Origin of the sequence: Photobacterium satsumensis, from assembly GCF_050336935.1 — a bacterium.
Lineage (GTDB): Bacteria > Pseudomonadota > Gammaproteobacteria > Enterobacterales > Vibrionaceae > Photobacterium > Photobacterium satsumensis.
In genome coordinates this window covers 941,132-967,816 of the sequence record NZ_JAKJSK010000007.1, presented here as the reverse complement: position 1 = coordinate 967,816, position 26,685 = coordinate 941,132, and the positions used below count along the sequence as shown (strand labels likewise).

The 26,685-nt window shown below is 41.7% G+C and carries 24 protein-coding genes and 2 pseudogenes; 19 read left to right on the top strand and 7 right to left on the bottom strand.

What is annotated here, in order from left to right:
- The first annotated feature begins 6 nt into the window (after positions 1-6).
- Positions 7-1,482: a Na+/H+ antiporter NhaC family protein gene (locus L4D79_RS16015; RefSeq protein ID WP_428652544.1), complete on the top strand. Its 1,476-nt coding sequence runs from the start codon at positions 7-9 to the stop codon at positions 1,480-1,482.
- Positions 1,483-1,573: 91 nt separating this feature from the next.
- Here L4D79_RS16015 and phnR read toward each other — a convergent pair whose 3' ends face one another.
- The 3 genes from phnR to L4D79_RS16000 form a co-directional block, all read right to left on the bottom strand.
- Positions 1,574-2,278, bottom strand: a complete 705-nt coding sequence (phnR, locus tag L4D79_RS16010) for a phosphonate utilization transcriptional regulator PhnR (RefSeq protein ID WP_428652543.1) — start codon at positions 2,276-2,278, stop codon at positions 1,574-1,576.
- Between the two features lie 207 nt (positions 2,279-2,485).
- Positions 2,486-4,195, bottom strand: a complete 1,710-nt coding sequence (locus L4D79_RS16005; protein WP_428652616.1) for a putative 2-aminoethylphosphonate ABC transporter permease subunit — start codon at positions 4,193-4,195, stop codon at positions 2,486-2,488.
- Positions 4,196-4,251: 56 nt separating this feature from the next.
- Complete coding sequence (locus tag L4D79_RS16000) at positions 4,252-5,325, bottom strand: putative 2-aminoethylphosphonate ABC transporter ATP-binding protein (protein WP_428652542.1); 1,074 nt, start codon at positions 5,323-5,325, stop codon at positions 4,252-4,254.
- Positions 5,326-5,605: 280 nt separating this feature from the next.
- Between L4D79_RS16000 and L4D79_RS15995 the strand changes: the two genes are divergently transcribed.
- Positions 5,606-5,764, top strand: coding sequence for a hypothetical protein (locus L4D79_RS15995; RefSeq protein ID WP_428652541.1), 159 nt, complete (start codon positions 5,606-5,608; stop codon positions 5,762-5,764).
- A gap of 81 nt (positions 5,765-5,845) precedes the next feature.
- Here L4D79_RS15995 and L4D79_RS15990 read toward each other — a convergent pair whose 3' ends face one another.
- A complete protein-coding gene (locus L4D79_RS15990; protein ID WP_428652540.1) occupies positions 5,846-6,859 on the bottom strand; it encodes a putative 2-aminoethylphosphonate ABC transporter substrate-binding protein in 1,014 nt (337 codons plus the stop codon).
- A 323-nt stretch (positions 6,860-7,182) separates the two neighbouring features.
- Between L4D79_RS15990 and phnW the strand changes: the two genes are divergently transcribed.
- The 5 genes from phnW (at position 7,183) to L4D79_RS15965 (ending at position 12,842) form a co-directional block, all read left to right on the top strand.
- Entirely contained in the window at positions 7,183-8,280 is a 1,098-nt protein-coding gene (gene phnW / locus L4D79_RS15985; protein ID WP_428652615.1) for a 2-aminoethylphosphonate--pyruvate transaminase, read from the top strand.
- A gap of 9 nt (positions 8,281-8,289) precedes the next feature.
- Positions 8,290-9,681, top strand: a complete 1,392-nt coding sequence (locus tag L4D79_RS15980; RefSeq protein WP_428652539.1) for an aspartate aminotransferase family protein — start codon at positions 8,290-8,292, stop codon at positions 9,679-9,681.
- 95 nt (positions 9,682-9,776) lie between these two features.
- Positions 9,777-10,589: a phosphonoacetaldehyde hydrolase gene (phnX, locus tag L4D79_RS15975; RefSeq protein ID WP_428652538.1), complete on the top strand. Its 813-nt coding sequence runs from the start codon at positions 9,777-9,779 to the stop codon at positions 10,587-10,589.
- A 265-nt stretch (positions 10,590-10,854) separates the two neighbouring features.
- Positions 10,855-12,072, top strand: coding sequence for a glucose-1-phosphate adenylyltransferase (gene glgC / locus L4D79_RS15970; protein ID WP_428652537.1), 1,218 nt, complete (start codon positions 10,855-10,857; stop codon positions 12,070-12,072).
- A gap of 371 nt (positions 12,073-12,443) precedes the next feature.
- Entirely contained in the window at positions 12,444-12,842 is a 399-nt protein-coding gene (locus L4D79_RS15965) for a hypothetical protein (protein WP_428652536.1), read from the top strand.
- A 58-nt stretch (positions 12,843-12,900) separates the two neighbouring features.
- On the opposite strand, the gene L4D79_RS15960 is transcribed toward L4D79_RS15965, so the two are convergent.
- The 3 genes and pseudogenes from L4D79_RS15960 to L4D79_RS15950 all read right to left on the bottom strand — a co-directional run bounded on the left by L4D79_RS15960 (position 12,901) and on the right by L4D79_RS15950 (position 16,487).
- Positions 12,901-14,307, bottom strand: a complete 1,407-nt coding sequence (locus tag L4D79_RS15960) for a basic amino acid/polyamine antiporter (protein ID WP_428652535.1) — start codon at positions 14,305-14,307, stop codon at positions 12,901-12,903.
- Positions 14,308-14,533: 226 nt separating this feature from the next.
- Positions 14,534-15,007: a cell division inhibitor SulA gene (locus L4D79_RS15955; RefSeq protein WP_428652534.1), complete on the bottom strand. Its 474-nt coding sequence runs from the start codon at positions 15,005-15,007 to the stop codon at positions 14,534-14,536.
- A 516-nt stretch (positions 15,008-15,523) separates the two neighbouring features.
- Positions 15,524-16,487, bottom strand: a pseudogene (locus L4D79_RS15950) (integron integrase).
- A gap of 334 nt (positions 16,488-16,821) precedes the next feature.
- Between L4D79_RS15950 and L4D79_RS15945 the strand changes: the two are divergent.
- From L4D79_RS15945 to L4D79_RS15890, 12 genes and pseudogenes are all read left to right on the top strand, one after another.
- A complete protein-coding gene (locus L4D79_RS15945; RefSeq protein ID WP_428652533.1) occupies positions 16,822-17,955 on the top strand; it encodes a hypothetical protein in 1,134 nt (377 codons plus the stop codon).
- 747 nt (positions 17,956-18,702) lie between these two features.
- The gene (locus tag L4D79_RS15940) at positions 18,703-18,987 is read left to right on the top strand and encodes a hypothetical protein (protein WP_428652532.1); all 285 of its coding nucleotides are present in this window, start codon (positions 18,703-18,705) and stop codon (positions 18,985-18,987) included.
- 227 nt (positions 18,988-19,214) lie between these two features.
- Positions 19,215-19,874 (top strand): hypothetical protein, encoded by a 660-nt coding sequence (locus tag L4D79_RS15935; protein WP_428652531.1) that lies wholly within the window; start codon positions 19,215-19,217, stop codon positions 19,872-19,874.
- 135 nt (positions 19,875-20,009) lie between these two features.
- Positions 20,010-20,594 carry a hypothetical protein gene (locus tag L4D79_RS15930; RefSeq protein ID WP_428652530.1) on the top strand — a complete coding sequence of 195 codons (585 nt, stop codon included), beginning with the start codon at positions 20,010-20,012 and terminating at the stop codon, positions 20,592-20,594.
- 36 nt (positions 20,595-20,630) lie between these two features.
- Positions 20,631-20,753, top strand: coding sequence for a hypothetical protein (locus L4D79_RS15925; protein WP_428652529.1), 123 nt, complete (start codon positions 20,631-20,633; stop codon positions 20,751-20,753).
- A gap of 4 nt (positions 20,754-20,757) precedes the next feature.
- A complete protein-coding gene (locus L4D79_RS15920; protein ID WP_428652528.1) occupies positions 20,758-21,267 on the top strand; it encodes an SMI1/KNR4 family protein in 510 nt (169 codons plus the stop codon).
- Positions 21,268-21,926: 659 nt separating this feature from the next.
- Positions 21,927-22,941: pseudogene (locus L4D79_RS15915) on the top strand (IS3 family transposase).
- Between the two features lie 166 nt (positions 22,942-23,107).
- Positions 23,108-23,578, top strand: a complete 471-nt coding sequence (locus L4D79_RS15910; protein ID WP_428652527.1) for a hypothetical protein — start codon at positions 23,108-23,110, stop codon at positions 23,576-23,578.
- Between the two features lie 170 nt (positions 23,579-23,748).
- On the top strand, positions 23,749-24,093 hold the full coding sequence (locus tag L4D79_RS15905) for a hypothetical protein (RefSeq protein WP_428652526.1): 345 nt from the start codon (positions 23,749-23,751) through the stop codon (positions 24,091-24,093).
- 722 nt (positions 24,094-24,815) lie between these two features.
- A complete protein-coding gene (locus L4D79_RS15900) occupies positions 24,816-25,289 on the top strand; it encodes a DUF2059 domain-containing protein (protein ID WP_428652525.1) in 474 nt (157 codons plus the stop codon).
- A gap of 121 nt (positions 25,290-25,410) precedes the next feature.
- Positions 25,411-26,064 carry a T3SS effector IpaJ family cysteine protease gene (locus tag L4D79_RS15895; RefSeq protein ID WP_428652524.1) on the top strand — a complete coding sequence of 218 codons (654 nt, stop codon included), beginning with the start codon at positions 25,411-25,413 and terminating at the stop codon, positions 26,062-26,064.
- A gap of 113 nt (positions 26,065-26,177) precedes the next feature.
- Complete coding sequence (locus L4D79_RS15890) at positions 26,178-26,624, top strand: DUF2846 domain-containing protein (RefSeq protein WP_428652523.1); 447 nt, start codon at positions 26,178-26,180, stop codon at positions 26,622-26,624.
- The last annotated feature ends 61 nt before the right edge of the window (positions 26,625-26,685 follow it).

Sequence of the window (26,685 nt, the reverse complement as noted above, 5' to 3'; positions counted from 1 at the left end):
ATTTGTATGACAACCCAAAACACGGTGCTTGAAACACCGGTGAAGTTCAATAGTAGTTACTGGCTCTATCTGTTTGCTGTATTTGGCGCCATCATCGGTTTTGCATCGATTGGCAGCCTCCATGAAGAGGGGCAGGCATATGGTTGGCTAAGTTTGTTACCAACGGTATTCGTGCTGGCCTTTGCTCTTTTAACCCACCGTACTGTTGAAGCACTGTTTAGTGGGGCCATCATGGGACTTTTGATGATCGAACCTACCGAGTTTGTCGGTGGTGTTGTCGATGTATCGATGAGCGTGATGATGGATGAAACGATTGCTTGGGTCATTTTGGTCTGCGGCTTAATGGGAGGGTTAATCGCTATCCTTGAGAAAGGTGGCAGTATCCTTAGCCTAAGCCAGGTGTTAGTCAATAAAGTGAAAAGTCGTAAGCAATCGATGCTGTTGACTTTTGTGTTAGGTATCTTGGTATTCATTGATGATTATCTGAACGCCATCGCCATTTCATCATCAATGAAGAGGATCACAGATAGCTACCAAATTTCTCGTGAGAAATTGGCTTACCTTGTTGACTCTACTGCTGCACCCATTTGTATCATCATTCCTATTTCGACATGGGCTATTTTCTTTAGCTCGTTACTCGAAAGCAATGATATAGCGGCTTCTGGTGAAGGTTTAAGTGTCTATATTCAGGCTATCCCGTATATGGCTTATGGCTGGGTGACGCTTGGTGTGGTATTCCTGGTTGCCATGGACAAGTTGCCAAATATTGGGGCAATGAAGAAGGCAGAACTGCGGGCTCAGCAGGGGCAGGTAAAGCCAGAGGGTGCGACTGAAATTAACTTTGGTGAAAACATCAAACCACATTCAAACGCCACATTGGGTGTATTGAACTTTGTGTTACCTATGGTCGTGCTAGTTGCAGCAAGTTGGTACTTTGATATTGACCTGTTAGCCGGTGTCTTTGTCGCTATCATGTTTACTATCTTTTTCTATGGTATGCAGCGGTTGCTATCTTTGAGTTCGATGTTTGATGCTATCTATGATGGGATCAAAGTCATGATGGTTCCTTTGGCAACCGTCGTTGGTGGCTTCATGCTGAAAAACGTCAATGACCAACTGGGGCTGACGGAATATGTTATCGAGGCGGTTTCGCCATGGTTATCACCAACCTTGTTTCCTGTAATCATTTTCTTGGTGATGACAGCCTTGGTATTTGCAACCGCATCCTCCTGGGGCCTATTTGCGGTAGCGATGCCAATTGTCTTCCCGCTAGGTGCTCACCTTGGTGTACCCGTTCATATTACGGTCGGTGCGTTGCTTTCTGCCTCTGCAGCAGGTAGCCACTCATGCTTCTTTAGTGATTCAACCGTATTGTCGGCTCAAGGGTCAGGTTGTACTGCGATGCAGCATGCCCTCACTCAGATGCCTTATGCATTAATTGGTATTATCTCAACAGCTATCTTCTTTGTGGTTGTTGCCTAGTTCCTTATCGCTTAACTATTGATTGTAAATAATAAAAAGCCAGGGCTCGAAAGGTCCTGGCTTTGATGCATCTAAACAAAAAGCGGTATCGTTACTTGGATAGCTCTGCGACCGACTCTATACAAATCGCATCGTGCCGCCAGTACTCCAAGTCACAGTCAATAACGTTGTCATTCTGATCGTAGTTCAGACGTTCGACCAGCATCGCAGGGCTTCCCGCTGTTGCTCTCAGGTGCTGCGCCGTGTCACCGAGCAGTGACGTGGTACTGACACGATAACGGGTTTTTGAATAGATCACGCCGTATTCTTCTCGGTAGAGAGTCGTCAGTGATGAGGTAAATGACTTCTCAAGTAAGTTGGGAAAGTACTTGGGCAAAATAAAGTTGGTAACAACCACGACAGGGCGTTCATCGAGAAAGCGCAGGCGGTCGACACGATATACTTCAGATAACGGTGGCACTTTGAGTAATGATGCCGCTCGTCGGCTGGCAGGCATTAGTTTGGCATCGATGAGATCTGTGCGGGCAATACGGTCTTGCTCTTTTGCCATCTGCGGAAAGTTGGTGGTATAGGTAGGGTCATAGCTCAGCGGGGTAGGCGAGACAAACCAGCCCCGGCGGTCTTCTCGGTAGAGCTTCCCTTCCGCTTCCAATAAAGCGAGAGACTCACGCAAGGTTACCCTTGTGGTGTTGAATGACTCAGCGAGTTTACGCTCGGCAGGTAATTTATTTCCTGCCGCAAGAAGGCCTGCATCAATCTGTTCGTTGATGGCTTCCATGATTTTTAGATATTGCACAATTGACCCTATGTAAATGCAAATTCGATTACCCTTGAGTTACTGTTGTTGAGGGCAAAAGCAATCGGATTGGCATTATATCGTTATCATTTCTAAAGTGCTGTAGAAAAAGAATAAACGGTAATAGATGTTATTTTCCATTACCGTTTGGTGATAATTATCACGTAACTGAATGATTGGCACAGTTTGGAATGTTACGTTCTGTGCCTATCGCTTACGCCAGGCTTGGGTATAGCGTTCAATTAGCTGGATAGTGCCAACGTGGCTAAGTTTTATTACAGCGGCAGTGATCAAAATCATTACTGCCATTGCTGCTGCCGGACCTGTTTGACCTGCATCGTCCATGTTAAGCACAGACACGGATGCCGGCATAGTGTTGGTCGCATACAGGAAAACAATAGCTGATGTCGTGGTCATGGCATTGACGAACATATAGACCGCAATTTCCAATACGGCAGGTAGGCATACAGGTAGAGTGACTTTGAAGAACACCTTGTACTGTGGCATTTTTATTGATGCCGAAATCGCCTCTACTTCTGCGGGTAATTGTTTGAGCGCAGTCAGTGCTGTCATATGGCCCACGGTGTAATAGTGGATCACTGTGTTGATCACCAATATCGCCATGGTGCCGTAGAGAACCGACATAGGATTAGCTTGGTTGTTGAAGAAGAAAATGTAGCCCAAACCTAATACCATGCCCGGTACTGCCATTGGAATAATCGCAATCATCTGAAGCAAGTTACGGATTGGCGCAAAGGCACGGCCTTTTTCGACACAGTAGGCGCCAATGAAAATCACAATCGTACCAAACACCGCAACTAGGCTCGCCAGCTTGATAGAGTTGAAGTAAGGGGCCCAGCCATAAGTGCTAAATTGGGCAAAATTGTAATTGTTCAGGCTTAGGGTCAGGTTCCACGGCCAGAAGGTAACCAGTGAACCGTAAACAGCCATGCCAATGACCGTCAAAATACACAGTGAAATCAGGGTACAGAATAGGAAACACAGACCATCACGTAATTTGTTAGGCTCTGGTGTGTAAGCGACAGAGCGTGAGTCGAATAGGCCCTGTTGTTTCTTTTTAACCCAGCGATCAACAGTGAAGGCTAGGATGGCAGGAATAAGCAGGATAACACTGGTCACCGCACCCATTGAGAAGTTTTGCTGGCCGACGACCTGCTTGAAGATGTCAGTTGCCAATACGTTGTAGCTGCCACCGATAACCTTAGGTACACCGAAGTCACATACCACCAAGGTGAAAACAACGATTAAGGCGCTGATCAGGCCGTACTTGGCGGCTGGCAGGGTCACCACGAAAAAAGTCTTAAATGATGAGGTGTTTAAGGCTTTTGCCGCTTCGTACAGGCGGGCATCGGATGTTTTCAGTGACGTGGTCAGGATCATTACCGCGTGCGGGAAGGTCCAGAAGATCAAACCGATCGCAATGCCGATAGGGCCATATACTGAGTTGCCCAGTAGCACATCTTTGGCGATACCTTGGTTGCCGAACAAGTAGATCAGGCTGATCGCTGGAAGGAGCGATGGTGCCAAAATGGGTGCTGCACCAAGGACATTGAATAATCCTTTGAATGGCATACAACTTCGGGTTAGGGCATAGGCATAACCAAAGGCCAGGAAACCAACAAAGAACGTCACAATCAAACCGATGCTGATGGTATTTTTCAACGATTGCCACAGTGCCGCTGAAGAGAAATAATTGGCAAAGTTTTGCAGGCCAACGAACTCACCTTGGTTGTTCAGCACACTTTTTTGCAGCATGGCAAACATTGGGCCGAGTACAAAGATCCCCATGATGATCAACATGATAAAGAGAATAACAGCCAGAGTGATATTGTCTCGGCTAAGCGAGTTCCTAAATACCGCTAAGCGTTGCTCAATACTTGGTTGGCGTGGAGCCATCGCACGGTCACTGGTTATTACATTTGTGTTTGCATTCATCTCTGTATCCAGGCTCTTTATTGTGCGTGAAAAATATGGGTGTGTTTGTTCGACATGTTCACGTAATGGAAGTGACCACGTTCTAGTTGAAGTTCACGTAATTCGCGGATAGGTACGTCTACTTTTAGCATGTTACCCTGGTGCTCACCTTGAAGTTTGCACTCGGCGCGAACAAAAGTACCTTGGAATTCCAGCTCTTTAATTTGAACAGGGAAGCTCGAGCCGTTCTTTTGGCCAACCTCTAAGAAATGAAGATCCTCGGGGCGTAGGCCCAATTCAACTAAATCACCACGTTTTAGGTCATCACACGGCTTAGGCAGCAAAGATTCACCAATACGAATTTGACTGTCGCTCACAACAGAAGCTGGAATAAAATTCATGTTCCCGACGAAGTCAGCCACAAAACGTGATGCTGGGTTTTCGTAAATTTCTTGTGGTGTACCTACTTGCTCGATCACGCCGTGGTTCATTACGACTATTCGATCGGCCATGGCCAATGCTTCATCCTGATCGTGGGTAACCATGATGGTGGTTATGCCTAGCTGGCGCTGCAGGCGGCGGATCTCTTCACGCAGGTGAGAACGTACTTTTGCATCCAGAGCTGATAGAGGTTCATCAAGAAGTAACAAACCTGGTGATAATGATAGAGCGCGGGCAAGGGCAACGCGTTGCTGCTGGCCACCGGAAAGTTGATTCGGATATTTCACACCGGAGTCGGGTAGACCGATAACATTTAGCCAATGATTAACGGTATCGCTGACCGTTTTATTATCTTTTCCTTGGTTGCGTAGGCCAAGGCTGATGTTCTCAGCTACGGTCAGGTTAGGGAACAGAGCGTAAGACTGAAATACGATGCCAAAGTCACGTTTTTCTGGTGCAAGGAACGTCGTTTCATCACCGCCTTGGGTAATTTTGCCTGAAGACGCCAGATCAAGCCCGGCAATGGCACGCAGCAAGGTTGTTTTACCGCAGCCTGAAGGGCCAAGAAAGCAAACAAATTCACCTTGATTGATATTAAGGGAAATGTCGTTTAGTGCAGTAAACTGTCCGAATTGCTTGCTGACATTTTCAATCTTCAGATACGTTTCCATGGTTCTACTCACTTAAATTGGTATATACCAAACATAGTGGTAGTCAGTTACAGTTAAATGACATACATTTTACGAAAAAAAGAAGTTGTACGAGAAGGGCTCTTTTCTGGAAAAAATTTACGACTGGTTCATACTTAACCATTACTGAATATCGTATTTTTTTGCCGTACTAAAAAAGAATTTGATTAGGTTACCACGGTTTCACCTCGTCAGATTGATATTCTATATAGGTCTATACCTTTATTTTATATGTGTGTTTTTTTGATTGAGGCAAAGCATCATGGAAAGAAAAATGTTGATCCGTAATATTTCTTATATGGAACGTGAGCTGTCGGAAATGAAAAAAGAACTAGCAAAGCTTGATGCTCAAACAGAGCAACAAGAAGGTTTGGAGTCGAAAGAAGGTATTTTGGCGCGCCAACCTTATTTCCAGCTTTAATGGCGACCCTGTAAAAACAAAGAAAGCGTGACAGCATTACCGTCACGCTTAGCGTATTAATTTTGATTGAGTTTGTGTTCTTTATGAGCGTGGCTCGGATTTAGCATCAAACTTATCAGACCAAGTTTTCAGTACATCCTCACGACTTACCGCCATCTTACCGAAGTCCATATCAACCATCGCATTTTCTACATCAGGGTAGTTGCTCACTTGGGCATTGATAGATTTATGGCCAACAACAGGGTAGAACGCATTGTAAAGCTTGTTCGCTTCTTCAGAGATAGACCAATCAACCAGGCGCTTCGCTGCCTCTGATTCCGTGTTCACCAAGCCAACCGCTTCGGCTTCCCAGCCCACGCCGCCTTTAGGCATGATGATATCGATCGGTGCACCTTGTGTTTTCAGGGTGGCGCCACGGATGGCCATCGAAATTCCGATAGCCACTTCACCCATGCCAGCCTGTACACACGGCTTAGAGCCTGAGTGGGTGTAGTGAGCAATGTTGTTATCCAGCTTTTCCATGTACTGCCATGCAGCATCGTCACCCATCGACTGGATCCATGCTGATACCTGCATGTAACCGGTACCAGAAGAGGCTGGATTTGGCATCGCGATATGGCCTTTATATTCAGGCTTCAGCAAATCTTCCCAGCTTTCTGGCTTTGCGAGGCCCTGTTGCTCAGCCACAATTTCGTTGAAACAAACGGCGTTGAAGAAAGCGTCGTTACCAAACCACGCTTTATTTTCTTGTGGGTCAACCAAGTTAGTACGGATTTGTTCAATACCTTCTGGTGTATAGGGCTTAAGAATGCCTTCTTCTTTAAGAAGCGCCATTGATGAGCCGGCTAGGCCCCATACAACGTCGGCGTGGGAGTTCCCTTTTTCTGCCAACAGCTTCGCAGTCATGATTCCGGTTGAATCACGTACCCAATTGATTTTGATATCTGGGTTTGCTTTCTCAAAACCGTTTTTAAATTTAGCGAGCATGTCAGTTTCGAAAGCGGTGTATACCGTCAGTTCCTCGGCAGCAAATGCAGAAGAAGCGGTAAGGGCTGCAATTGCAGTCAGAGGGGCAATCATCCAACGGTTTTTCATTTTTTCATCTCCATGAATATTGGGGTGACCAAGCGAAAATATTTAAGGTGAAATCCTTGGTCTTTACCAGATTGTTTCGACATGGAAGATGCTAGGCAGAAAATATGACAGTTCAATGATTGTGATATTTCATTTTGCTAACAGTTTTATTGGACCTTTTTGACAGTAAAATATCATACGTTAATAAGAGATGGTGACGGAAAATAAAAGGATTATGAAGCTTTTGTTAATTATAGGGTCGGGGGATTTACAGCGATCTGCCAAGATCGTTATAGTTTGTTGAAACTGGTATAGTCCAAATCGGAATTAAGACAATGGAAAACTTGGATAATCAATATCTGCTACTGACCCCTGGCCCACTATCAACGAGCCGTACCGTTCGTGAAGCAATGCTAAAAGACTGGTGTACTTGGGATGACGAATACAATAAAGGCATTGTAGAAGTGATCCGTAAACAGTTAGTTGAGCTGGCGACGGGTGTTGAAGGTTATACAAGTGTCCTGATGCAGGGCAGCGGTACGGCATCGGTTGAAGCGACAATCGGTACGGTTATTCCACAGGATGGTAAATTACTGGTGGTTAATAACGGTGCATACGGCGAGCGCATTGGTCAAATTGCACAGTACTTAAATATTGAGCACACCATTATTGAACTCGGTGAAGTTGCACAACCTTCGTCAGTACAGGTCGCTGATATTATTGATAATGATCCGGAAATCACTCATGTGGCGATGGTGCACTGTGAAACAACAACCGGTATGTTGAATCCCGTTGAAGCCGTGTGTGATGCGGTTAAATCCCGCAATAAAATCATGATCCTCGATGCGATGTCCAGTTTTGGTGGTATTCCTCTAGATATGGGCAAGCTGGGGATTGATTTTTTGATCAGTTCTGCCAACAAATGTATTCAGGGTGTACCCGGTTTCGGTTTCATCATTGCAAAACAGACCGAACTGGAAAAATGCAAAGGTCGCGCCCGATCATTGTCTCTGGATCTTTATGATCAATGGCTATGTATGGAAAAGAACCACGGTAAATGGCGCTTTACCTCGCCAACCCATACTGTGCGTGCTTTCTACCAAGCCATGCAAGAGCTTAAAGAAGAAGGTGGTATTGAAGCACGTTATCAACGTTATGCGTCTAACCAGCAGATCTTGGTTACCGGTATGGAAAATCTGGGTTTTAAGTGCCTATTGGATCAGTCACTGCACTCACCAATCATTACCTCTTTCTACTCGCCGGAAGCTGATGATTATGAGTTCAAAAAGTTCTATAACATTTTGAAAGAAAAAGGTTTTGTTATCTACCCAGGTAAAGTGTCTAACGCCGACTGTTTCCGCATCGGTAACATTGGTGATGTTCATAACGAGGATATGCATCGTTTGATTGACGCTATCGAAACTGCGATGTACTGGGCGTAGGGAAGAATGATGACTCAGAAAACGACTTCTCAACAAAACAATACGGCACTTAACGCTCAGTCATTGCGCAGCGAAGGCGATACGAATATAACCCCGGCGCGTGTTGCATGGACACAGAGCATTGCTGACCCAATGACTCAGAAAATGCTGGAAGAAGACAGCAATGTCTTTTTACACCAAGCGATGTCGACTCCGTGCCTTGATGCACTGGTCGGTGCCGAAGGTATCTATATTGAAGATGCCGCGGGTAAGAAGTACATGGATTTTCATGGCAACAATGTTCACCAGTTGGGTTACGGGCATCCTCATGTGGTGGCAAAAATTCAAAAACAATTGTTAGAGCTACCATTCTCGCCGCGTCGTTTTACTAACCAGACAGCGATTGATTGCGCAAAAAAGCTCACAGACATTGCCGGTGGTGATCTTGATCGAGTGCTCTTCGCGCCGGGTGGTACCTCAGTGATTGGCATGGCTTTAAAACTTGCCCGATATGTGACCGGAAACTACAAAGTGGTGTCTCTGTGGGATTCATTCCACGGAGCTTCCCTTGATGCGATCTCTGTAGGCGGTGAAGCGTGTTTCCGTGAAGGGATGGGGCCTTTGATGGCTGGCGTCGAGCGAATTCCACCTGCGGTGACTTACCGTGGTGCATTTCCGGCAAAAGACGGTAGCGATGTGCATTATGCCGACTACCTTGAATATGTGATCGAGAAAGAGGGCGGTATTGGTGCCTTTATCGCAGAAGGCATCAGAAACACCGATGTGCAGGTTCCAAGTAAAGCTTACTGGAAGCGCATTCGTGAAATCTGCGATAAGCACAATGTCATGTTGATCATTGACGATATTCCCAATGGTATGGGGCGCAGTGGTAACTGGTTCACCTATCAGGAGTTTGGTATTGAGCCAGACATTCTCTGTATCGGGAAAGGGTTAGGTGGGGGTGTAGTACCGATTGCGGCGATGATCACCAAAGAAAAATACAACACCGCATCGCATATTTCATTGGGCCACTATACCCACGAAAAATCCCCCATTGGTTGCGCGGCTGCGTTAGCGACAATCGAAGTGATTGAACAGCAGAATTTGCTGGCCAAAGTAAAGAACGACGAAGCTTACATGCGTGATCGCCTCGAAGGGATGAAACAGAAGTATCCGCTTATAGGTGATGTACGCGGTGTTGGTTTGCTTTGGGGCGTTGAACTTGTCACCTCGCGTGACACCAAAGAGCGTGCATTAAAAGAAGCCGAGCAAGTAATGTATCGTTGCCTTGAACTAGGTATGAGTTTTAAAGTGTCACAGGGTAACGTATTGCAGTTAAGTCCACCATTAATCATTGAGCGAGATGATCTTGAGCGCGCTATGGACATGGTAGAGCAGGCCATTTGTGAAGTTCAAGGCTAAAAATTAGCGAAAATCATCCATTGAACCACCGATTGTTATCTAGCTGGTAGTAAAACTCGCTGCTGGAAGAAAATGAGATTTAAAAGGAATAGAAAATGACGAAGCAAGTTCAGGCAGTAATCTTTGATTGGGCGGGTACCGTCGTTGATTTTGGCTCATTTGCCCCAACGACCATTTTTGTAGAAGCATTCCGCCGCGAATACGATTTTGATATTTCACTGGCCGAAGCACGTGTACCTATGGGGCTTGGTAAGTGGGATCACATCAAAGCCGTTGGCCAATTACCTGAAGTGAGCAAGCGTTGGCAGGAAAAGTTCGGACAGCCAATGCAGAAAGAAGATATTGATAAAATCTACCAGACCTTTATGCCGCTACAAATTGCCAAAGTAGCCGAGCATGCCGATCTGATCCCTGGTGCAAAAAACGTCATTGATGGCCTGCGTGAAGAGGGGATCAAAATAGGTTCTTGTACCGGTTACCCACGCGTTGTTCTAGATGCGTTAATCCCAGCAGCGAAAGCAAAAGGCTATAGTCCAGATTGCGCAGTAGCGACAGATGATCTTCCTGCTGGTGGTCGCCCAGCACCCTATATGTTGCTGCAGAATATGATTGACCTTGCAGTTTCAGATGTGAAAACGTGCATTAAAGTGGATGATTCTGTTCCGGGGATTACTGAAGGCCTAAATGCGGGAATGTGGACGGTTGCGTTGCTATTGTCTGGTAACGAAGCGGGGCTTACTCAAGAGGAGTTTGAGCAAGCAGATGAAGCGACATTGGCAGCTGCGCGTGCTAAAGCGCTAGATGCTTTTGCCCAATCAGGTGCGCATTACCAAATCGACACCATTGCAGAGATGCCGGAAGTGGTGGCAGATATTGAGCGCCGGTTGGCGGCGGGCGAGCGTCCATAACCCTGATTTTGAATGAATAAATGCCTAAGATTCTTAAAAGTACTTGAGGATCTTTGGGTATAAGTTGCCCTTTTGGTGCGGATATACACCCAAAGGGCTTTTTTTGTGCAATGCCGAATATTGTCTCACCATATTGGTGCAATTTGATCGATATTTATATTTCTGTTTATTTTTAGCGTTAATTATCAGTTGGTTAACTGTCATTCTTTGTGGCGTAATTATTGCTCTGTTCTCTATATAACATAATGTGCGCTAGGGGAATAGGATGAAAAAGGAAGCAATTACCGTTATTTTGGCCGGTGGAGTGGGCTCGAGATTGTCACCATTAACCGACCACAGAGCCAAGCCTGCTGTCCCTTTTGGTGGTAAATACCGAATTATTGATTTCACACTGACGAATTGTCTGCACTCTGGTTTACGTCGAGTATTGGTGTTGACTCAATACAAATCACACTCTTTGCAAAAACACCTGCGGGACGGTTGGTCTATTTTTAATCCTGAGCTCGGTGAGTATATTACAGCTGTTCCTCCACAAATGCGCACGGGTGATAGTTGGTATCAGGGTACGGCAGATGCCATCTATCAAAACCTCTACTTACTCACCCGCAGCGAGGCAAAATACGTCGTTGTACTTTCCGGCGATCATGTTTATCGCATGGATTATGAGCCGATGCTTAGGCAACACGTCGAAAATGAAGCAGATTTAACCGTTGCTTGTATGGAAGTGCCAAAATCAGAAGCCAACGCCTTTGGCGTGATGTCCATTGATGAATACCAGCGTATTTACTCTTTTACTGAGAAACCTGACGATCCCCAGTCACTACCCAATAATCCAGATTCCTGCTTGGCCTCGATGGGGATATACATCTTTTCGATGAAGGCATTGGAAAACGCCTTAGAAAAAGATGCACTTAGCCCTTCGAGTAGTCATGATTTCGGTAACGACATTATCCCAGGGCTGATTGACGGTGAACGTGTTTATGCTTATCAATTTGGCGGTTCAGCGGGTAGAGTAAGTCAAGACGCCTACTGGCGAGACGTTGGTACCATTGATTCGTTTTATCAAGCCAATATGGATTTGTTGTCATACTATCCACCCATGGATCTTTATCAGAAAGAGTGGCCAATCCGTACTTACGAACAACAGTTGCCGCCAGCAAGAACGGTTTCGTCACCTGCGGGTAATGAAGGGATCTTCATTAATTCTATTATTTCTAATGGGGTAGCCATCAAGGGGGGCTCGGCGCAGAACTCCGTGCTATTTCCCAAGGTTAAAATTGAGAACGCAGCGGTAGTTATCAACAGTATTGTTTTTGAAGGGGGAGTGATAAGCGAAGGTGCACATGTTGAGAACTGCATTATTGACAAAGATGTTGTTATCCCGGCAGGGACGGAAATTGGTGTGAACCCGAAACATGATGCTGAGCGATTTGTTATTTCTCCTAATGGAGTCGTTGTTATTCCATCAGATTATCAATTTTAAAACTAGCATTATTTAACCAAATGGAAGGCTGACAATGTTTGTCGGCCTTTTTGTTTATATATGTTGCAAATTTGTTTTGATAAATAATTAAAGTAAATAATTACATTTATCAATTAATCAGAGGTGAAAAAAAATTATTTTTCAAGATGGTGATCACTGTGTGCTCAAGGTTTTATTGATGTTAATCAATTGTTTTGTGGGTATTTCCATCTTGATTTTTTGCTTGTGAAAAGCAGATCAACACCATATTTTCAGAAATTAGACATAGCTCAAGCTTAAGTTAGCCGTATAGTGGTTATTAGCTAACGGTATATTTATCGAGATGCAGATGAGTTCTTAACAACAGTGGTTATGTTTCTAAAAGGATGAATATGGAAACATCAGTTGAATTCTCAAATCCAGACAATGTTGTTTTTGATTACACAACGTTTTTGTCAGCATCATGCAAACAGAGAGTAACATTTGTCGATGCGCTTAAGGCGCTGATTCCAGCATTTGAAATAACATGGACTTCTTCAATGCCAAATGGAATGACAGACTCAGAGAAGTTGCAGATGCAAGCACTGAAAGTGCTATCAACTAATATTAGTGACACGAACAACCTGATTCGTTTGTTACGGCTTGCCCGTGCAGAGCATATTGACGAGCTAATGATTAAGCTGCCTTATGCGTTAGAAGAGCTTCAACTAGTTGAGATTGAAAGCAAAACAACGTGCAAGATGATCAAGCTAGACGATGAAGGGGAAGTGCTTAGAGCGCATATGCTCTGAATGCTTATTTGTTCAGGAAGAATAAAAGCCAGCGTTTATCACGCTGGCTTTTTTGTATTTAAATCATACCTTTCCACAACATCCCAACGGCTAGACAAGCCGCGGCAGTCAGTATGCTGGCTGCTGTCATTTCCTTTCCGACAAACGGGCGGGTTTGCTGCTCTCGTTTGGCCTTTATGTAGAAATACAGTCCGGGTACATACAGCAATGCAGAAAGTAGAAGGTAGTTTAGCCCAGATGCGTAAAGCAACCATAGACCGTATAGGCTTGCACACAGGCCTACAATGAGCAATGAACCACGGTCTTTGCGCTCAATCGCCAATTTCAATGTATATGCACCTACCAAGAAGTAGGGGACAAGGATCATCTCTGACGCAATAGCAAGCAGAGTGTCATAGGTACTTCCGGCAAACATCACAAAGATAAGGCTGATCTGAATACAGCTATTTGTTAGCAATAACGAGTTAACAGGGCTCCCCGCTTCGTTCTGTTTAGCAAAGCTGATTGGGAACATCTTACCTCTAGCACCCAGGTATGGTGCTTCAGAGGCAAGCACTGTCCAACTAAGGAAAGCACCACAGACAGAGACAAGAAGACCTCCACCAATGATGTATTTCCCCCATGGTCCAAGGATTTCGGTAAGTACCTTAGCCATAGAAGGGTTCTGGTAAGTAGCCAACTGTTCCGTACTGACCACGCCCATAGATAACAAAGTCACAAATACATAGATGGTTAATGCTGTTAGCAAGCCTAAAATTGTTGCACGACCGATATCCTTTCGGTTCTTAGCGCGGTTTGAAACCACCACTGCACCTTCAATACCAATGAACACCCATACTGTGATTAGCATGGTGCCTTTTACTTGGGACAACAGATCGTGTTGTTCACCAAAATGCAGCCCGGTGAAATCGAACACGAAGGTATCCCAATGGAATGCAATGAGGGCTGAGAAAATAAACAGGAACAACGGGACCAGCTTGGCACAGGTCGTGACCATGTTGATCATGGCTGCGGTTTGGACACCGCGTAACACCAGTGCATGCACTAGCCACAATAATACAGAAGAGCCGATGACGGAAAGCCAAGTATTCCCCGCGCCAAACAGCATCATATCGGGAGTATCGAACAGCATACCTAAAGTGCTGAATACAATTACCAAGTAAGAGACATTGGCCAGCATAGCACTAAGCCAGTAGCCCCATGCCGAGCAGAAGCCAACGAAATCGCCAAAGCCAGCTTGAGCGTAGCCAAAGACACCGCTTTCGATTTCAGGCTTAAGCCGCGAAAGGTGTTGGAAAGCCAAGGCGAGGAAAATCATTCCTATACCAGTGATTGTCCAACCGATTATTACTGCTGCGGGACTGGCAACAGCAGCCATATTTTGAGGAAGGCTGAATACACCCGCACCTATCATTGAGCCGATGACCAAAGCGGTTAGCGATCCTAATCCCAGTTTCTTTTCCATTTTTACATCCGGTTATAACGACTGAATTTTTATAATTTTCAGGCGTATTATGATGGATTTTTCTTGATTTGCACGGCGGAAGTGATGTAGATCACGTAAATAATAGTTAATTACACCATTCATTGTACTGGATCAAAAAAGCCATCCGCATTGCTGATGGCTTTGTAAGTATAGAAAAGAATTAAGTCTTAGTTCCTGAGCATAACTCTGGAATTCGAGAGGGTATTCAGTGGTATGTGATCTGCGATTTATCGTCACGGTTGATAACAAATGCATAGCTAGCACCTGCATCTGAAGCTTCACGGATGGCATAGCTGGCAAAATGTTGGATGTCACCTGTTGCAATGACAGCACTGCAGTTCCCGCTGCGAAGTGCTTTTTCCATCAGTTCTTGATCTGATTTGCTTTTTTTATTGGTCAATACCAAGACCTTGTTTAAGTCGATGCCAGCGCTTTTCAATAAGTTCTTATCAACGAGGGCACTCTGACCAATAAACATGATCCAGCGATTCTGCTGGCTAGCTTGTTTGAGGATACGTAAAAAGTAGGCCAATTGGGCCTGGCTTTCGTCATTAAACGATACCTCAATCGGACAATTAACGGTATGAGGAGAAGAAGAGCCCTCAGCTTGAGCGGCAAACGTCGCTTTGTAGACCTGAGAAGCAGAAACTGTGTTTTGGTGTTCAAAGTAAGCAGCCATAATCCTTCATCCTCAAACAGTGTTTATTTATACATGCTGTATGCTTATACAGTAGTTTTAATTAGGCGCTGTTGCAAGTGTTTTTTGCATTGTATTGAACAAAATAGATATGTTTATGAATGGTGGCTTTTATGTTTTTAATATAAATTGCTGATTTTAAAGAAAAATACGCTATCATCATAATGATTAGAATCTCCTTGCTAAACGAGTAGATTTTAGTGGTAGGAGTTAATAAGAGGCAGAGACAGTACTGTATACAGGTAAAAACCACTGTATAAACACCTGTGTATACAGTAGTGATGGTGCTCAAAAAGACCAGATGCATTTGTTCGTGTTGTCTTTTGCGCATGCGTGAGTATGAGGGTTTTGTATGATTTTTCGTCATGAATGTAAGTGTATGTGTACTATCTCAAAAAATGATAAAGCCAAAAACAATACCAACCAAATATGCGATATAACGGTTAACTGATTACAAAAATTGGCATTGGGTTGTTTATATCCAAGGCGGTAGCGTGCTTAAAGGCTTGAGAACGGGCTCTTTACACCAGAGGCGCCATTTTTTAATACGTGGGTATAAATCTCCGTTGTTTTAACATCGCTATGGCCAAGTTGTGATTGCACGGTTCGAATATCTGCACCACTTGAAAGCAGATGAGTGGCAAAACTGTGTCGCAATGTATGGCAGGTTACATTCTTCTTAAAACCAGATCGTAGGACGCTGTTTAATCTCTTTCCCTAAAGTGGTTCGATGAAGATGGTGCCTTCTCAACGCTTTTGTTGCAGGATCTAATGATAGGTGGGACGAGGGAAACAAAAACTGCCAGTGCAATTCTTTGTTCGCTTTAGGGTATTTCTTTGCTAATGCTCTAGGAAGCCAGACTCCTGAAAAATGACTATTTTGAATATCTTTTGCAAAGTAGTGTTCAATCAATCTTTGCTAATTTTGCAGTTCAGGCTGTAATTCAGGTGCTAAAGTGACAGTCCGGTTCTTCCCTCCTTTTGATTGCCAGATTCGCAGTGCTCCGTATTCATAGTCAATGTCACCAAACCTCAACTGGAGTGCTTCAGATAGCCGTAAACCACTGCCATACATTAATTGAAAGGGTAATAATAATTTGGGTTTGATATTGCTAAAAAGTGTAGAAATTTCATGCTGAGTTAGCACGATGGGAATCTTTTTTTGCCGAGTAGAACGCTTGAATGTTAAATCAGGCTCAATAGGTTTTTTCAAAAATTGATTGTACAAATATGCTAGAGCATTGAGCGCAGTGCTTTGCGTGTTTGCTGCTACCATTTTGTTCGCTACAAGGTGTGTTAAAAATTGTTCAACATCCTTTGAATCTAGCATGGTTGGGTGTTGTTTGTTGTGAAAAAGGATATAGGAACGTATCCAATAGGTATAAGAATCGACGGTCAATTTTTTGTAATGGCGAGAGAACATATGATTTTTGATGGAGTTTAAAAAGGGTGAGTTACTCATAATTTATACTCGTTGAAAAATATTATTGAAGATAATTTGCACAATATGAAGAGCGAAATGGACTGTTATTACTTGCGATGTACCTCTCGCTTTCAATGAGATGATAGGGATGGTATTCAAGAAATTTATGGAGTAGGTCAATTATCGAAAATGATGATGGGGATATGATGAATAACTCTTCATTTGTCAGTTGGTTGCTTTATAACCTCCCGTTAACTGATTGTTTTTATGGTTGATGTTGTTCATTAGTCATGATTAGATTGGTTGATATGAAGAATTGTAAAGATGAAATAGTCTTTATATAAAGCTGTTATACATAAGAGGATAATATTGAATGAAAGTTTCATTCCATTTTGATGCAGATGATAAAAGTTTAGGTGGATATTATGGCTACCCGATACGAAAGGCTTTAATGAGAGCTATTTTAAGTTCGAGAACATTGGATCTTAACTCAAAGATATTTCAAGGTGACTTTCTATTACATCATTTGACAATGGATGTTGAAGTAATTAGTGAGCATAAAACAGTTCATCATTCAAATCCTGAAAGGTTCATTAGTGTATTCAATGAATTACTAAATCCAGGAACACATATATGGCACTCAATAACTGATGATACTATTTGTAGATTAGCAAATAATAATGTTTGGGTTATGTCATTTGAGAGTATAAGCTTTTCAGATGCAACTGAGATTGACAAAATGCTCAGAGATGTTAGCTACTACCTTGGAGCAATTGAAGTTGATGAAACTAGCCCTATTCATTGGGAAGCGTATGCTGGTAGCCTTGTCCCTTATTATCGAATTATTGGAAATAAGGTTAATCTATTCTGGGATGGTATATCTGATGAATCCAAAAATGAAGGACATATACCAGAGTTATTAAAGATAGGCTTCACATCTGCAGATTTTGAAGCATTGAATGGAAAGTTCACTTTTTTTGATAAGTATCATAATTTTGAGCATGCACGGAGAGTCGCTGAATTAAAAAGTGCTTTAGGTGACTCTTTAGCGTCATTAGCTGATCAAGTTATCTGTAGGCTTGCTGATCCTGCTCCTGAAATAGGTAATAAATTATGGTCTGCGTTGAGGACCTATAATAGAGCCGAAGTAAATGAAGATTACGCTCAGGTATCCGCATCTTGTCGAAGAATTATTGAGTATATAGCTGATCAATTATTTCCACCTCAATCTGAAGATGTTAACGGCAGGAAGATGGGCAAAGGACACTATAAAAATAGGTTATTAGCATTTGCAAGTAATGAACGAAGTAGCTCTACAAACATAGAACTGGTAGCAGTCTCAATTGAGAGTCTTGCCCAGCAGCTAGATAAATTAACAAATTTATCTAATAAAGGTGTACATGCAGAGGTTTTTAAACATGAAGCTAAACGCTGCTTACTCCGAACAATCATGGTGTTAGATGATATTATATCTCTTCGAATTGATCCTTTTGATGTAAATGTATAACAAAGCAATCAAGGTGACCCGTTACACTCGGCGGTTTTGGTATGAAGTTCGGTGTGCTTTGTAAGTTTAGCGCGGGGCAACTTATTGCAGGCGTTATGTTTCAAGGTGATAATATGATTTTGAATTTGTTGAAATCACTATATGTTTTGGTGCTGGCATTTCTTGTATGGAATGGTTTTTCATTCATTTCTAGACAATATGAAGTAGAGTTGGCAATAAGGACCCCAATGGTTTTTGTTGCTGTGCTGACATTATCATTTTTCATCGGATATCTTGGTTACTTATATTCGAAAAGTGTGAAAGTACTTTTACTTGCATTTGTTGCTTATTGCTTATATTCATTATGGTCGGTAGTCAAGACATATAAATGGCCGCTAATAAACGAAAATGAGTATATTTTTGCCATGGCTTTTTATGCATTAATCGGGTTTCCGATGTTATTCACAATAATTAGGTCAATAAGGAAGTATAAGTCCCGCTAAGGATTTTTGAATACTCATAAATATGCTCCAGTTGCATTTTATCATGTGATATGACCATGCTGATGGCCGATAAACATAACAAGGCCATCAAGTTGACCTTACTACGGAGCTGTTTTGGTATGAAATGGCTTATGTGTTTATGGTGGTCTGTTTAGGTTATGGGGCGGGCAAATTATGGCGGGCGTTATGTGTATTTTTGATATAAGCACACCTTGCTCAAAGATCGAAAAAATGAGTAGTAAGTTTTAAGGATAAGGAGCAATTAATGGAGCTTAACAAGTATCAATTCTTTATTACTGGTGAAAGTGACGGAGCCAATTTCACTTTACTAGATATGCAAGCTAGTGATTTCCAAGAAAGTAAAAATGCACTGCTATCTCAAGGTTTTTTTGTTGACGGTGAGATTGTACTTGCTAAATCAGCACAAGAAGCTGTAGTAAAGTACAAAAAAGAACACGCTAAAGTAGTTCGTGGTGGTCTTGCTCCAGCGCATCAATTTTATAGCTTCTTTGCTATGCTCGGTGATCGCTTACGAAAAAAGAAAAGATAATTCAGCATCATACACATAACAAGGCGCTCAAGTGGACTGTGGTACACTCGGCGGTTTTGGTATGGAGTTCAGTGCGCTTTGTTGGTTCAGTGGCGCACACCTTATTGCAGGCGTTATAAGTAAATGATAGGGAAATAATGTTTAGAAAAACATCAGTCAAATTGTTAATGATTTTTGTAATGACAATAACTCTGTTTTATTTTTTGCCGCGAATGTATTCCATATACATGGTTAATAAAATTGTTGAACGGATTGGTGGTATTGAGAAAATAAATTATTATAAAGAACGAGATATTATTGTTACTAATAAATATGCTGAAAAGTCAACCGATATATCATTAGGTTTTGTGAGGCTAAAAGTTCCATATACTATAAATGAGTATTATTATGATGAGTCAAGTATATACAAAGGGCACCTTTATTCCTTTGAAAGTGTTACAGGTTTCATTTCAATAGCTATTGATGACAAGTCAATGGCACCCAGTTTTGCCGATAGCTTTAAAGATTACGACCTTAATCACAGTAATCTTAATGAATTGATTGATGATCATATTCTTCGTTCTGATTTTGAATTAACAAAATATTTTTTCAATGTTTCTCCCAGTGATTTGAGCTTGTTTTACAGTTTAGATGAAATTGAAATCATAACGACATCACTGGTTTATCGTTTATTTTTCTCACCTTTTGATGGCAACTTAATTGAGTTGAAGCTTAGTAATGGCTATCAAGTTCTACAATTTGGAGAGCCTGATATGAATAATCGCGTTAGAGTTAACATCTATGGTGGTGGTAAGTTATTGATAAATATCGATTTCGACTCATTTTCTCAACAGGATATAGATTTCGTTATATCAACATTGGAAGTAAAGGCTCAGACAAACTTATAACAAAGGCATCAAGGTGACTCGTTTGACTCGGCAGTTTTGGTCTGGAGTTCAATGGCTCTGTATGTTAGTCAGGCCTCACCTTATGCCGGGCGTTATGTTTGTTTTTAATTTAGTCGTAAAACGGAGTTTACGTATATGAAAAGAATTATTCCTGTGTTAATAGTAACTGCTTTAGCTGGATGTAAGGCTGTGACTACCATGAACTCAGATGGTTGGTACCACGGTGAAAATTTACTGACTGAACCACCATTAAATAGTGAAGAGTACACGACTCACTATAAGGAATTGCCTGGATTAAAGTCTCATCTATGGCTAAAAAGCAGTGATGACAAAGAATCTACATACGTTGTAAATATCATTTCAGGTAAAGAAAGTGCAAAAAAGTTACGCTTTAACGTTGATGCTCCTGGAGTGAATACATGTGAAACCTTTCTATCTACCTTGATTACTGATAGAGATAGAAACGGTTATACCTCTCTGCTTTGGAAAACGGATTGTGGTTTGGAAAGCATGTCAATAAAAAGTATTCAGTTGGTAATCGTTGGAGAAGATAGCACATACCACATTCGTAAACTATGGAAAGGCGGGGTTTCTGATGATGCATTTAATGATTGGCATGAACATCTAGATAAAATTTCACTATGCGATACTAGGTCTAGCGAACATGTATGCCCAGCTGGATATAATCAAACGAACGAAACTATAAACCCATTAAATTGACGCATTTTACTCCGCAGTTTTGGTATGGAGTTTGGTGTGCTTGGTGTGCTTGGTGTGCTTGGTGTGCTTGGTGTGCTTGGTGTGCTTGGTGTGCTTGGTGAGTTTGTCGTGGCGCAACTTATGGCAGGCGTTAGGCGTTGTCCAGAAAGTATGGAGTGATTAGATGAATAGAGCTTTTCCAGATGAATTAAAAAAACTGCACTCAATAGAAATTGACTATGCAGACGGCGAGGGAATTGATTTTGAACCATATGACGATTTCTATTCGCAAGAGGAAACATCAGAATGGATTAAAGCATGGACTGGTAATTCTTCACTCAATGGACATGAATATTTAATCTTTGGTCAAGATGGTTCTGGAGGTTACGCTGCTTTTTGGCTGGTCAACAGTGTCGAAGATCTTTTGCAACAACCTATTGTTTTCTTTGGCTCTGAAGGTGAAGTCGGGGTGGTTGCACAAAACTTTGGGGACTATGTTTGGTTGTTTGCAAATGGTCTTGGGCCATACGAGGCTGTTGCTTATCCTGATTTGAAGCGCCCCCTAAATAATGAGTTTTTGCACTTTGCTCAGGATTTGGCACCGTTAAATGAAAGCTCAGTGTCTAAAATCATAGACGCAGCCAAATCAAAGTACCCTAACTTTGAGCAAATGATTGACGAACTCTGCCAATAAGCCAAGCGCCTAACAAGAAATTTAAGAGTGATTCACAACGCTTGGCGCTTTCACTTCAAGTCAGTTTAGTGTTGATGGCACAATGGTTTAGATAGGGTGGTAGCGTTGTTCACACCATAATTTGGCGTTATATTTCATTAATTATCACCAACCAGTATTACAGTGTAAAGTCAATTTGGAGTAGATAAATTTAAGGGTGTATAGACTTGACATTTTCTGAAATTACATTTGCAAGTCGTGAAATTTTGTCACTGCGAATGAAGGAAAAATGGGATTTTGATTTTGAATTTAGAGCAGTTCATGCGATATCCCTATCAGTATTATTTTATCTTTTTTCATTTATGAAATTAATTAGAGCATATTTCAATGACAACTTTTTAAGATTTGATGGCTCAATGCTAATCTGGGCAGTCGTTTATTTGTGTGTATATGTATACATAAAATCAAGGCGCGGGAACTTTCTAGATTTTTCAGCTCTAACAGTCGTTATAATTAGTAGAGCATTGTACTTGTGGATATTTTTATCATATATGTCTCTAATTTTTTCAGTTTATGTTTATATGTTTTGACTTTTGGCGGATGAAATATAACAAGGCCATCAAGTTCATTCTGGACTTCACCCGTTTTAGTGGACACGCATAACTAATCAGGAGATTGTTATGCCTGCGTATAAAACGGGGAAGAAAACACCGCAATATTCACTAGAATTTAAGTTGAAAGCGGTGCAATGGAGCTTCGAAACTCACCGAACGGTTAAGTCAGTGGCTGAGGCATTAGATATTCATCCATTCATGCTTTCGAAGTGGAGAAAAGCATACAAGGATGAGGTGAGACATATGGTAAAGAGCAAGGATGTGGCTAAACCGAAAAAGCTAAAGCAGAGTGATGAGCTTGAAAGTCTTAAGCAACGAATAGCTGAGCTTGAAGAAGAAAATGATATCTTAAAAAAGTGGCAACGTTATCAAGCGGAACAAAGGCGGAAAGGTTCGGATTCATAAAGCGTTATAGCAAGCTTCATTCTGTGATAAAGCTCTGCAAATACCTTAATGTTTCTCGTAGCGGTTTCTACCAATGGTTACGCAGAAAGCCGAGTGCAACAGTACGATCTGACACTCATTTACTTCATGACATTCGGCGTATATTCGACAGAAGTCAGGGACGTTATGGCAGTCCTAAGGTGTTTCGTCTTCTGAAGTCAGAAGGTTGGTCGGTAAGCTGCAAGCGAGTTGCTCGCTTGATGCGAGAGGCGGGATTGAAAGCACGTGTTGATCGTGTTAACAGACGGATGAAAAAGAGCAGAGCGTTCTTTCGTGCGCTAGAAAATCACCGACTGACTATCAGTAAGCTAACAGATATTAATCAGCAATGGTCAGGTGATGTGACTTACATAAAGGTTGGTCAGCGCTGGGCCAATTTAGCTGTAGTTATCGATTTGTACTCACGCAAACCATCAAGCATAGTATGAATAGACCTGGTCAATGCACTGACAATGCTGAAGTGGAGTCGTTCTTTAAAACGTTAAAAGGTGAGCTCATTAAGGGTGCATCGATAAGAAATCTAGCCGTTCTTGCTGATAAATTGCGGAAGTACATCGACTACTTCTACAACAGAACACGAATACACAGCAGTATTGGATATGTGTCTCAAATACAGTTTGAAAAACAGCTAGTTTAGATATTCGCGTGTCTACTAAATCGGGTGAACATCACCCTTACTACAGAGCTGTTTTGGTATGAAATGGCTTATGTGTTTATGGTGGTCTGTTTAGGTTATGGGGCGGGCAAATTATGGCGGGCGTTAGGCAAAAGAATAACAATTTAACAAAAATGGCAAAAATATTATGTATAAAGTAGTGGCTTATCTTGGTTTAGGTATTTTAGTGGGATGTTCATCAATAACTGAAATTCAAAATGAAAGCATAACAGATATTACAGGTAGTTGGGAGTGTAGTGGTTTAGGTGATAAATCTATCCAGCTTTCATATAGAGATCGTATCGATTACATTGAAGATGGCTCGTTCGATAAATTATCGAAGATGAACTTTAAACTACCAAGTCATGCTGAACTCTATGATGTGACTATTGCTAGTAAAGGGACTTGGAACCTAAAAAACGGCTCTGTGAATGAGGAAATGAGCAACTATTCAGTAGAGGTAGGAGATGATTTTCCTGAAATGTATGTTGAGCAACTCAAAAGTAATATTAAATTACCAGAGAAAGCCAAGTGGAAGCTAACACCAGTAAGTGAGCAAGTCATAAGTAAAACGAGTAATTTTGGTCAGAAACTTACCTGTAAGAAGGTTTTACTTTAGATCCTTTTGCCTAAGGCCATCAAGTTGACCCTTAATACGGCCCATTTTTGGTATGAATTGGATTGTGTGTTTACGGGGGTCTGTTTGGGTTCTGGAGTGGACAACTTATGGCGGCGATATATATTGCTGTAGCTTTAATTTATAACTAAATATAACTGGTAAGGGAATGCATGTTATCGTTTTTAACAAAAATAGTGATCATTTCAGGTTTGTTGCCATTTATGTCAGGAGAGAATGAAAAGACAAACCTTCACTTTGGCCGAGTGTTCTTGCTCATACTTGTGCCAAGTATACTTTCTTTAATTATCTCATTTGTTGTGTACCTCAATGGTTGGAGTCCAATAGTATTGTTTGCATCATCAACACTTTACTTTGTTTTGCCGTTTATTATGCTAAAGAGTTGGTATGGCTATCATACATCTATTGCTCTCAAATTTAGTAGTATGTTTGTTGTTGTAGTTTTCTTGACAGAGCTTGCCTTTCAGCTTGGGGCTTATGCAAGTCAAAATGTATAACAAGGCAATGCGTTACACTCGGCGGTTTTGGTATGAAGTGTAATTGGTTTAGAAAGTAATGCGCTGGCGCACCTTATGCCAAGCGTTATGGCTACAAAAGATAGTCGTATTTGAAGCTCGACGATCTGAGATATTGGTAGCGATTTGCAGAGCTTCAAAAGCAATAAAGCTGGCAATTCTATGAATCTTCGATGCGTTGCTTCTATTGTTTAAGTCGTTACTTGGTCACGGTTTTATCTTGAGATCAACAACTCCTCCAACGCCAGTTAAGTGGTTAGGTTTTACTATCTCGTCAGTTATTAGGATTTTTCCTCAGCTCTACAACGCGCATCGGGTTATCTCTGCATGATCCAGCCAAAATCATATTCGTTTCTCTAACGTAAAAGCTGCGCCATGTCTAAAAGCAACGCTAACTATCAACAATATGATTTTAAACAATAAAATATTAAAGTGCCCTTATCGTTAAGCACTTGGTGGTATATCATGAGTGCAAGCAGAAAATTACATACCTTGCTTGGCGGTAGCGTGGAAAAATTGAACACCAAACGCTCAGAAAAGTAGCCATAGCAAGGCCATCAATACGACCTCCAACGCTCGGCATTCTAGGTCTGAATTGGCTATGGTGTTTGCGGCGGTCTATCAACATTATCGTAATACGTTGTGGCGTATTATAGCAGGCGGTAGGCTAATAATGGACATACTAGGTAAATAAGGGTGTTTTAATGAAAAAATTTAAAAGTATAGTGATCTTGTCGTTAGGCTTGATTAGTGGGAGTGCTTTAGCTGATGGGCATAAAAATTCAGCACTCCTATTGATAGAGACAATGAACTTAGACTCACTAATGTCTGAATCAGTGGATCAACTGTTAGCTATGCAGCTTCAAACCCAACCACAGCTACAACCTTTTGAGCATACAATACGAGAGTTCTTTAATACCTATATGAGTGGTGAGAGTTTGCGAGATGATTTTGTACAATTATACATGGATGCTTATACACAAGATGAATTAGAAGAAATGATTGCATTCTTACAAACTCCCACCGGTCAAAAGTCACTAAAGCTTTCTCCTTTATTAATGAGAAAAGGTGTTGAAATTGGACAAAAGCGAATGATGGAAAGCGCTTATATGCTAGATATTATGATTGAAGAAGAGGCAAAAAACATAAGAGCGTTGCAAGAACAGCAAGGCAAATAAGCCTAACAAGGTCATCAAGGTGATTTACACTCGGCGGTTTTGGTATGGAGTTCGGTGTACTTGGTGGGTTCACCGTGGCGTACCATATTACAGGCGTTATAAGTTTTAAAGGGAAGTGAATATGTCATTGCCGAATTTAAGGCAGAAGGATGGAAGTTATCTATGTGGAGCATACAGTATAGTCGCTTGCATAAAGTATTTTGAGTTGATAAATAGAAAAGTGAAAATTCCATTATTTGATGTGGAAAATTGTTGTTTTTCAGAGAAATACACTGAAGTTGATACTTCATTAGAAGCGAATGATGTAGCGGAAAGTATTTATAAAATTACTGGCATCGGTTATCCGATGGCAGATGGAAAGTTTGTTGAATCAGGCGGCTTCAACCCGTTATTTATGGTTGTTCACGTACTTAAGTGTTTTGGCTTTGAGGTGGAAACTGCTTGTTCACCTGATGCAGAAGTATTTTTGAGTGTTCAATACCCGCAAGAGTATCAGAGGTTAAAAAGTTCTAATCTTAGATTAAAAATAGATAACTCAGAACAATTCACAGACCCAGGAAGCTTGAAAATATCGGTTATATTTTATGAATTACCCGATGGAACTTTAACTAGCCATTATATCATCAATGATGAAAAAGGTTGCTGGCTAGATACAGAACTAGATGAGCACCCTCTATTTTGGGATAAGATTGGCATTTGGGATATCAGTAGCAACAAGCGACAGGGTGGTGTCTGGACAGGTATCTCTCTGGTCGTGAGTCGCCCGAACTTATAACATAAACATCAAGGTGATGATTTACACTCGGCGGTTTTGGTATGGAGTTCGGTGACCATGGTGAGTTCATCGTGGTGCACCTTATGTTGGCGTTATGTTTTTAAGAGGTAATAATGAAAAAATGTATTGTATGCTTGTTGATGATTTTATTATCAGGCTGTGTTGCTACTGGTCCCAGCTTTACAAAAATAATTGAGTTAGAAGATGATGGAAGCGCGATCTACTTATATAGGCCATCAACAATCGTCAATAGTGGAATGGCCCCCGATGTTTATATTAATGGAGTTAAATATAGCAAGTTAAATGATGGTGGGTATCAAGTCTATAACCTTGAGCCAGGGAGTTATCAAGTAGTAATCGATGGTAATCTTTTAACATGGTTTCATGGTCGGTCTGAAGTAAATGTTAACTTATTAGAAAGGCAAACTGTATATATACGTCTTGGGGATCATGTAGGTGATGTATCTGGTTTTGGTTTCGCCGTAACTGGAGCTATTTTTACTGAGGTTGATGAATCTTTAGCAAAAAAAGAATTAATGGATACCAAACTGTCAATGTGACAAACATAACAAGGCCACCAATTTAATCCTTACCAAGGCGAATTTTTGTTACAAAGAGGTT

Bases quoted from the DNA above. Each gene is read 5' to 3' on its own strand.
- L4D79_RS16015 (WP_428652544.1), top strand. From the start codon at position 7: ATGACAACCCAAAACACGGTGCTTGAAACACCGGTGAAGTTCAATAGT.
- L4D79_RS16005 (WP_428652616.1), bottom strand. From the start codon at position 4,195: ATGGCTCCACGCCAACCAAGTATTGAGCAACGCTTAGCGGTATTTAGG.
- L4D79_RS16000 (WP_428652542.1), bottom strand. From the start codon at position 5,325: ATGGAAACGTATCTGAAGATTGAAAATGTCAGCAAGCAATTCGGACAG.
- L4D79_RS15995 (WP_428652541.1), top strand. From the start codon at position 5,606: ATGGAAAGAAAAATGTTGATCCGTAATATTTCTTATATGGAACGTGAG.
- L4D79_RS15990 (WP_428652540.1), bottom strand. From the start codon at position 6,859: ATGAAAAACCGTTGGATGATTGCCCCTCTGACTGCAATTGCAGCCCTT.
- L4D79_RS15980 (WP_428652539.1), top strand. From the start codon at position 8,290: ATGACTCAGAAAACGACTTCTCAACAAAACAATACGGCACTTAACGCT.
- phnX (WP_428652538.1), top strand. From the start codon at position 9,777: ATGACGAAGCAAGTTCAGGCAGTAATCTTTGATTGGGCGGGTACCGTC.
- glgC (WP_428652537.1), top strand. From the start codon at position 10,855: ATGAAAAAGGAAGCAATTACCGTTATTTTGGCCGGTGGAGTGGGCTCG.
- L4D79_RS15965 (WP_428652536.1), top strand. From the start codon at position 12,444: ATGGAAACATCAGTTGAATTCTCAAATCCAGACAATGTTGTTTTTGAT.
- L4D79_RS15960 (WP_428652535.1), bottom strand. From the start codon at position 14,307: ATGGAAAAGAAACTGGGATTAGGATCGCTAACCGCTTTGGTCATCGGC.
- L4D79_RS15955 (WP_428652534.1), bottom strand. From the start codon at position 15,007: ATGGCTGCTTACTTTGAACACCAAAACACAGTTTCTGCTTCTCAGGTC.
- L4D79_RS15945 (WP_428652533.1), top strand. From the start codon at position 16,822: ATGAAAGTTTCATTCCATTTTGATGCAGATGATAAAAGTTTAGGTGGA.
- L4D79_RS15940 (WP_428652532.1), top strand. From the start codon at position 18,703: ATGGAGCTTAACAAGTATCAATTCTTTATTACTGGTGAAAGTGACGGA.
- L4D79_RS15935 (WP_428652531.1), top strand. From the start codon at position 19,215: ATGGTTAATAAAATTGTTGAACGGATTGGTGGTATTGAGAAAATAAAT.
- L4D79_RS15930 (WP_428652530.1), top strand. From the start codon at position 20,010: ATGAAAAGAATTATTCCTGTGTTAATAGTAACTGCTTTAGCTGGATGT.
- L4D79_RS15920 (WP_428652528.1), top strand. From the start codon at position 20,758: ATGAATAGAGCTTTTCCAGATGAATTAAAAAAACTGCACTCAATAGAA.
- L4D79_RS15910 (WP_428652527.1), top strand. From the start codon at position 23,108: ATGTATAAAGTAGTGGCTTATCTTGGTTTAGGTATTTTAGTGGGATGT.
- L4D79_RS15905 (WP_428652526.1), top strand. From the start codon at position 23,749: ATGTTATCGTTTTTAACAAAAATAGTGATCATTTCAGGTTTGTTGCCA.
- L4D79_RS15900 (WP_428652525.1), top strand. From the start codon at position 24,816: ATGAAAAAATTTAAAAGTATAGTGATCTTGTCGTTAGGCTTGATTAGT.
- L4D79_RS15895 (WP_428652524.1), top strand. From the start codon at position 25,411: ATGTCATTGCCGAATTTAAGGCAGAAGGATGGAAGTTATCTATGTGGA.
- L4D79_RS15890 (WP_428652523.1), top strand. From the start codon at position 26,178: ATGAAAAAATGTATTGTATGCTTGTTGATGATTTTATTATCAGGCTGT.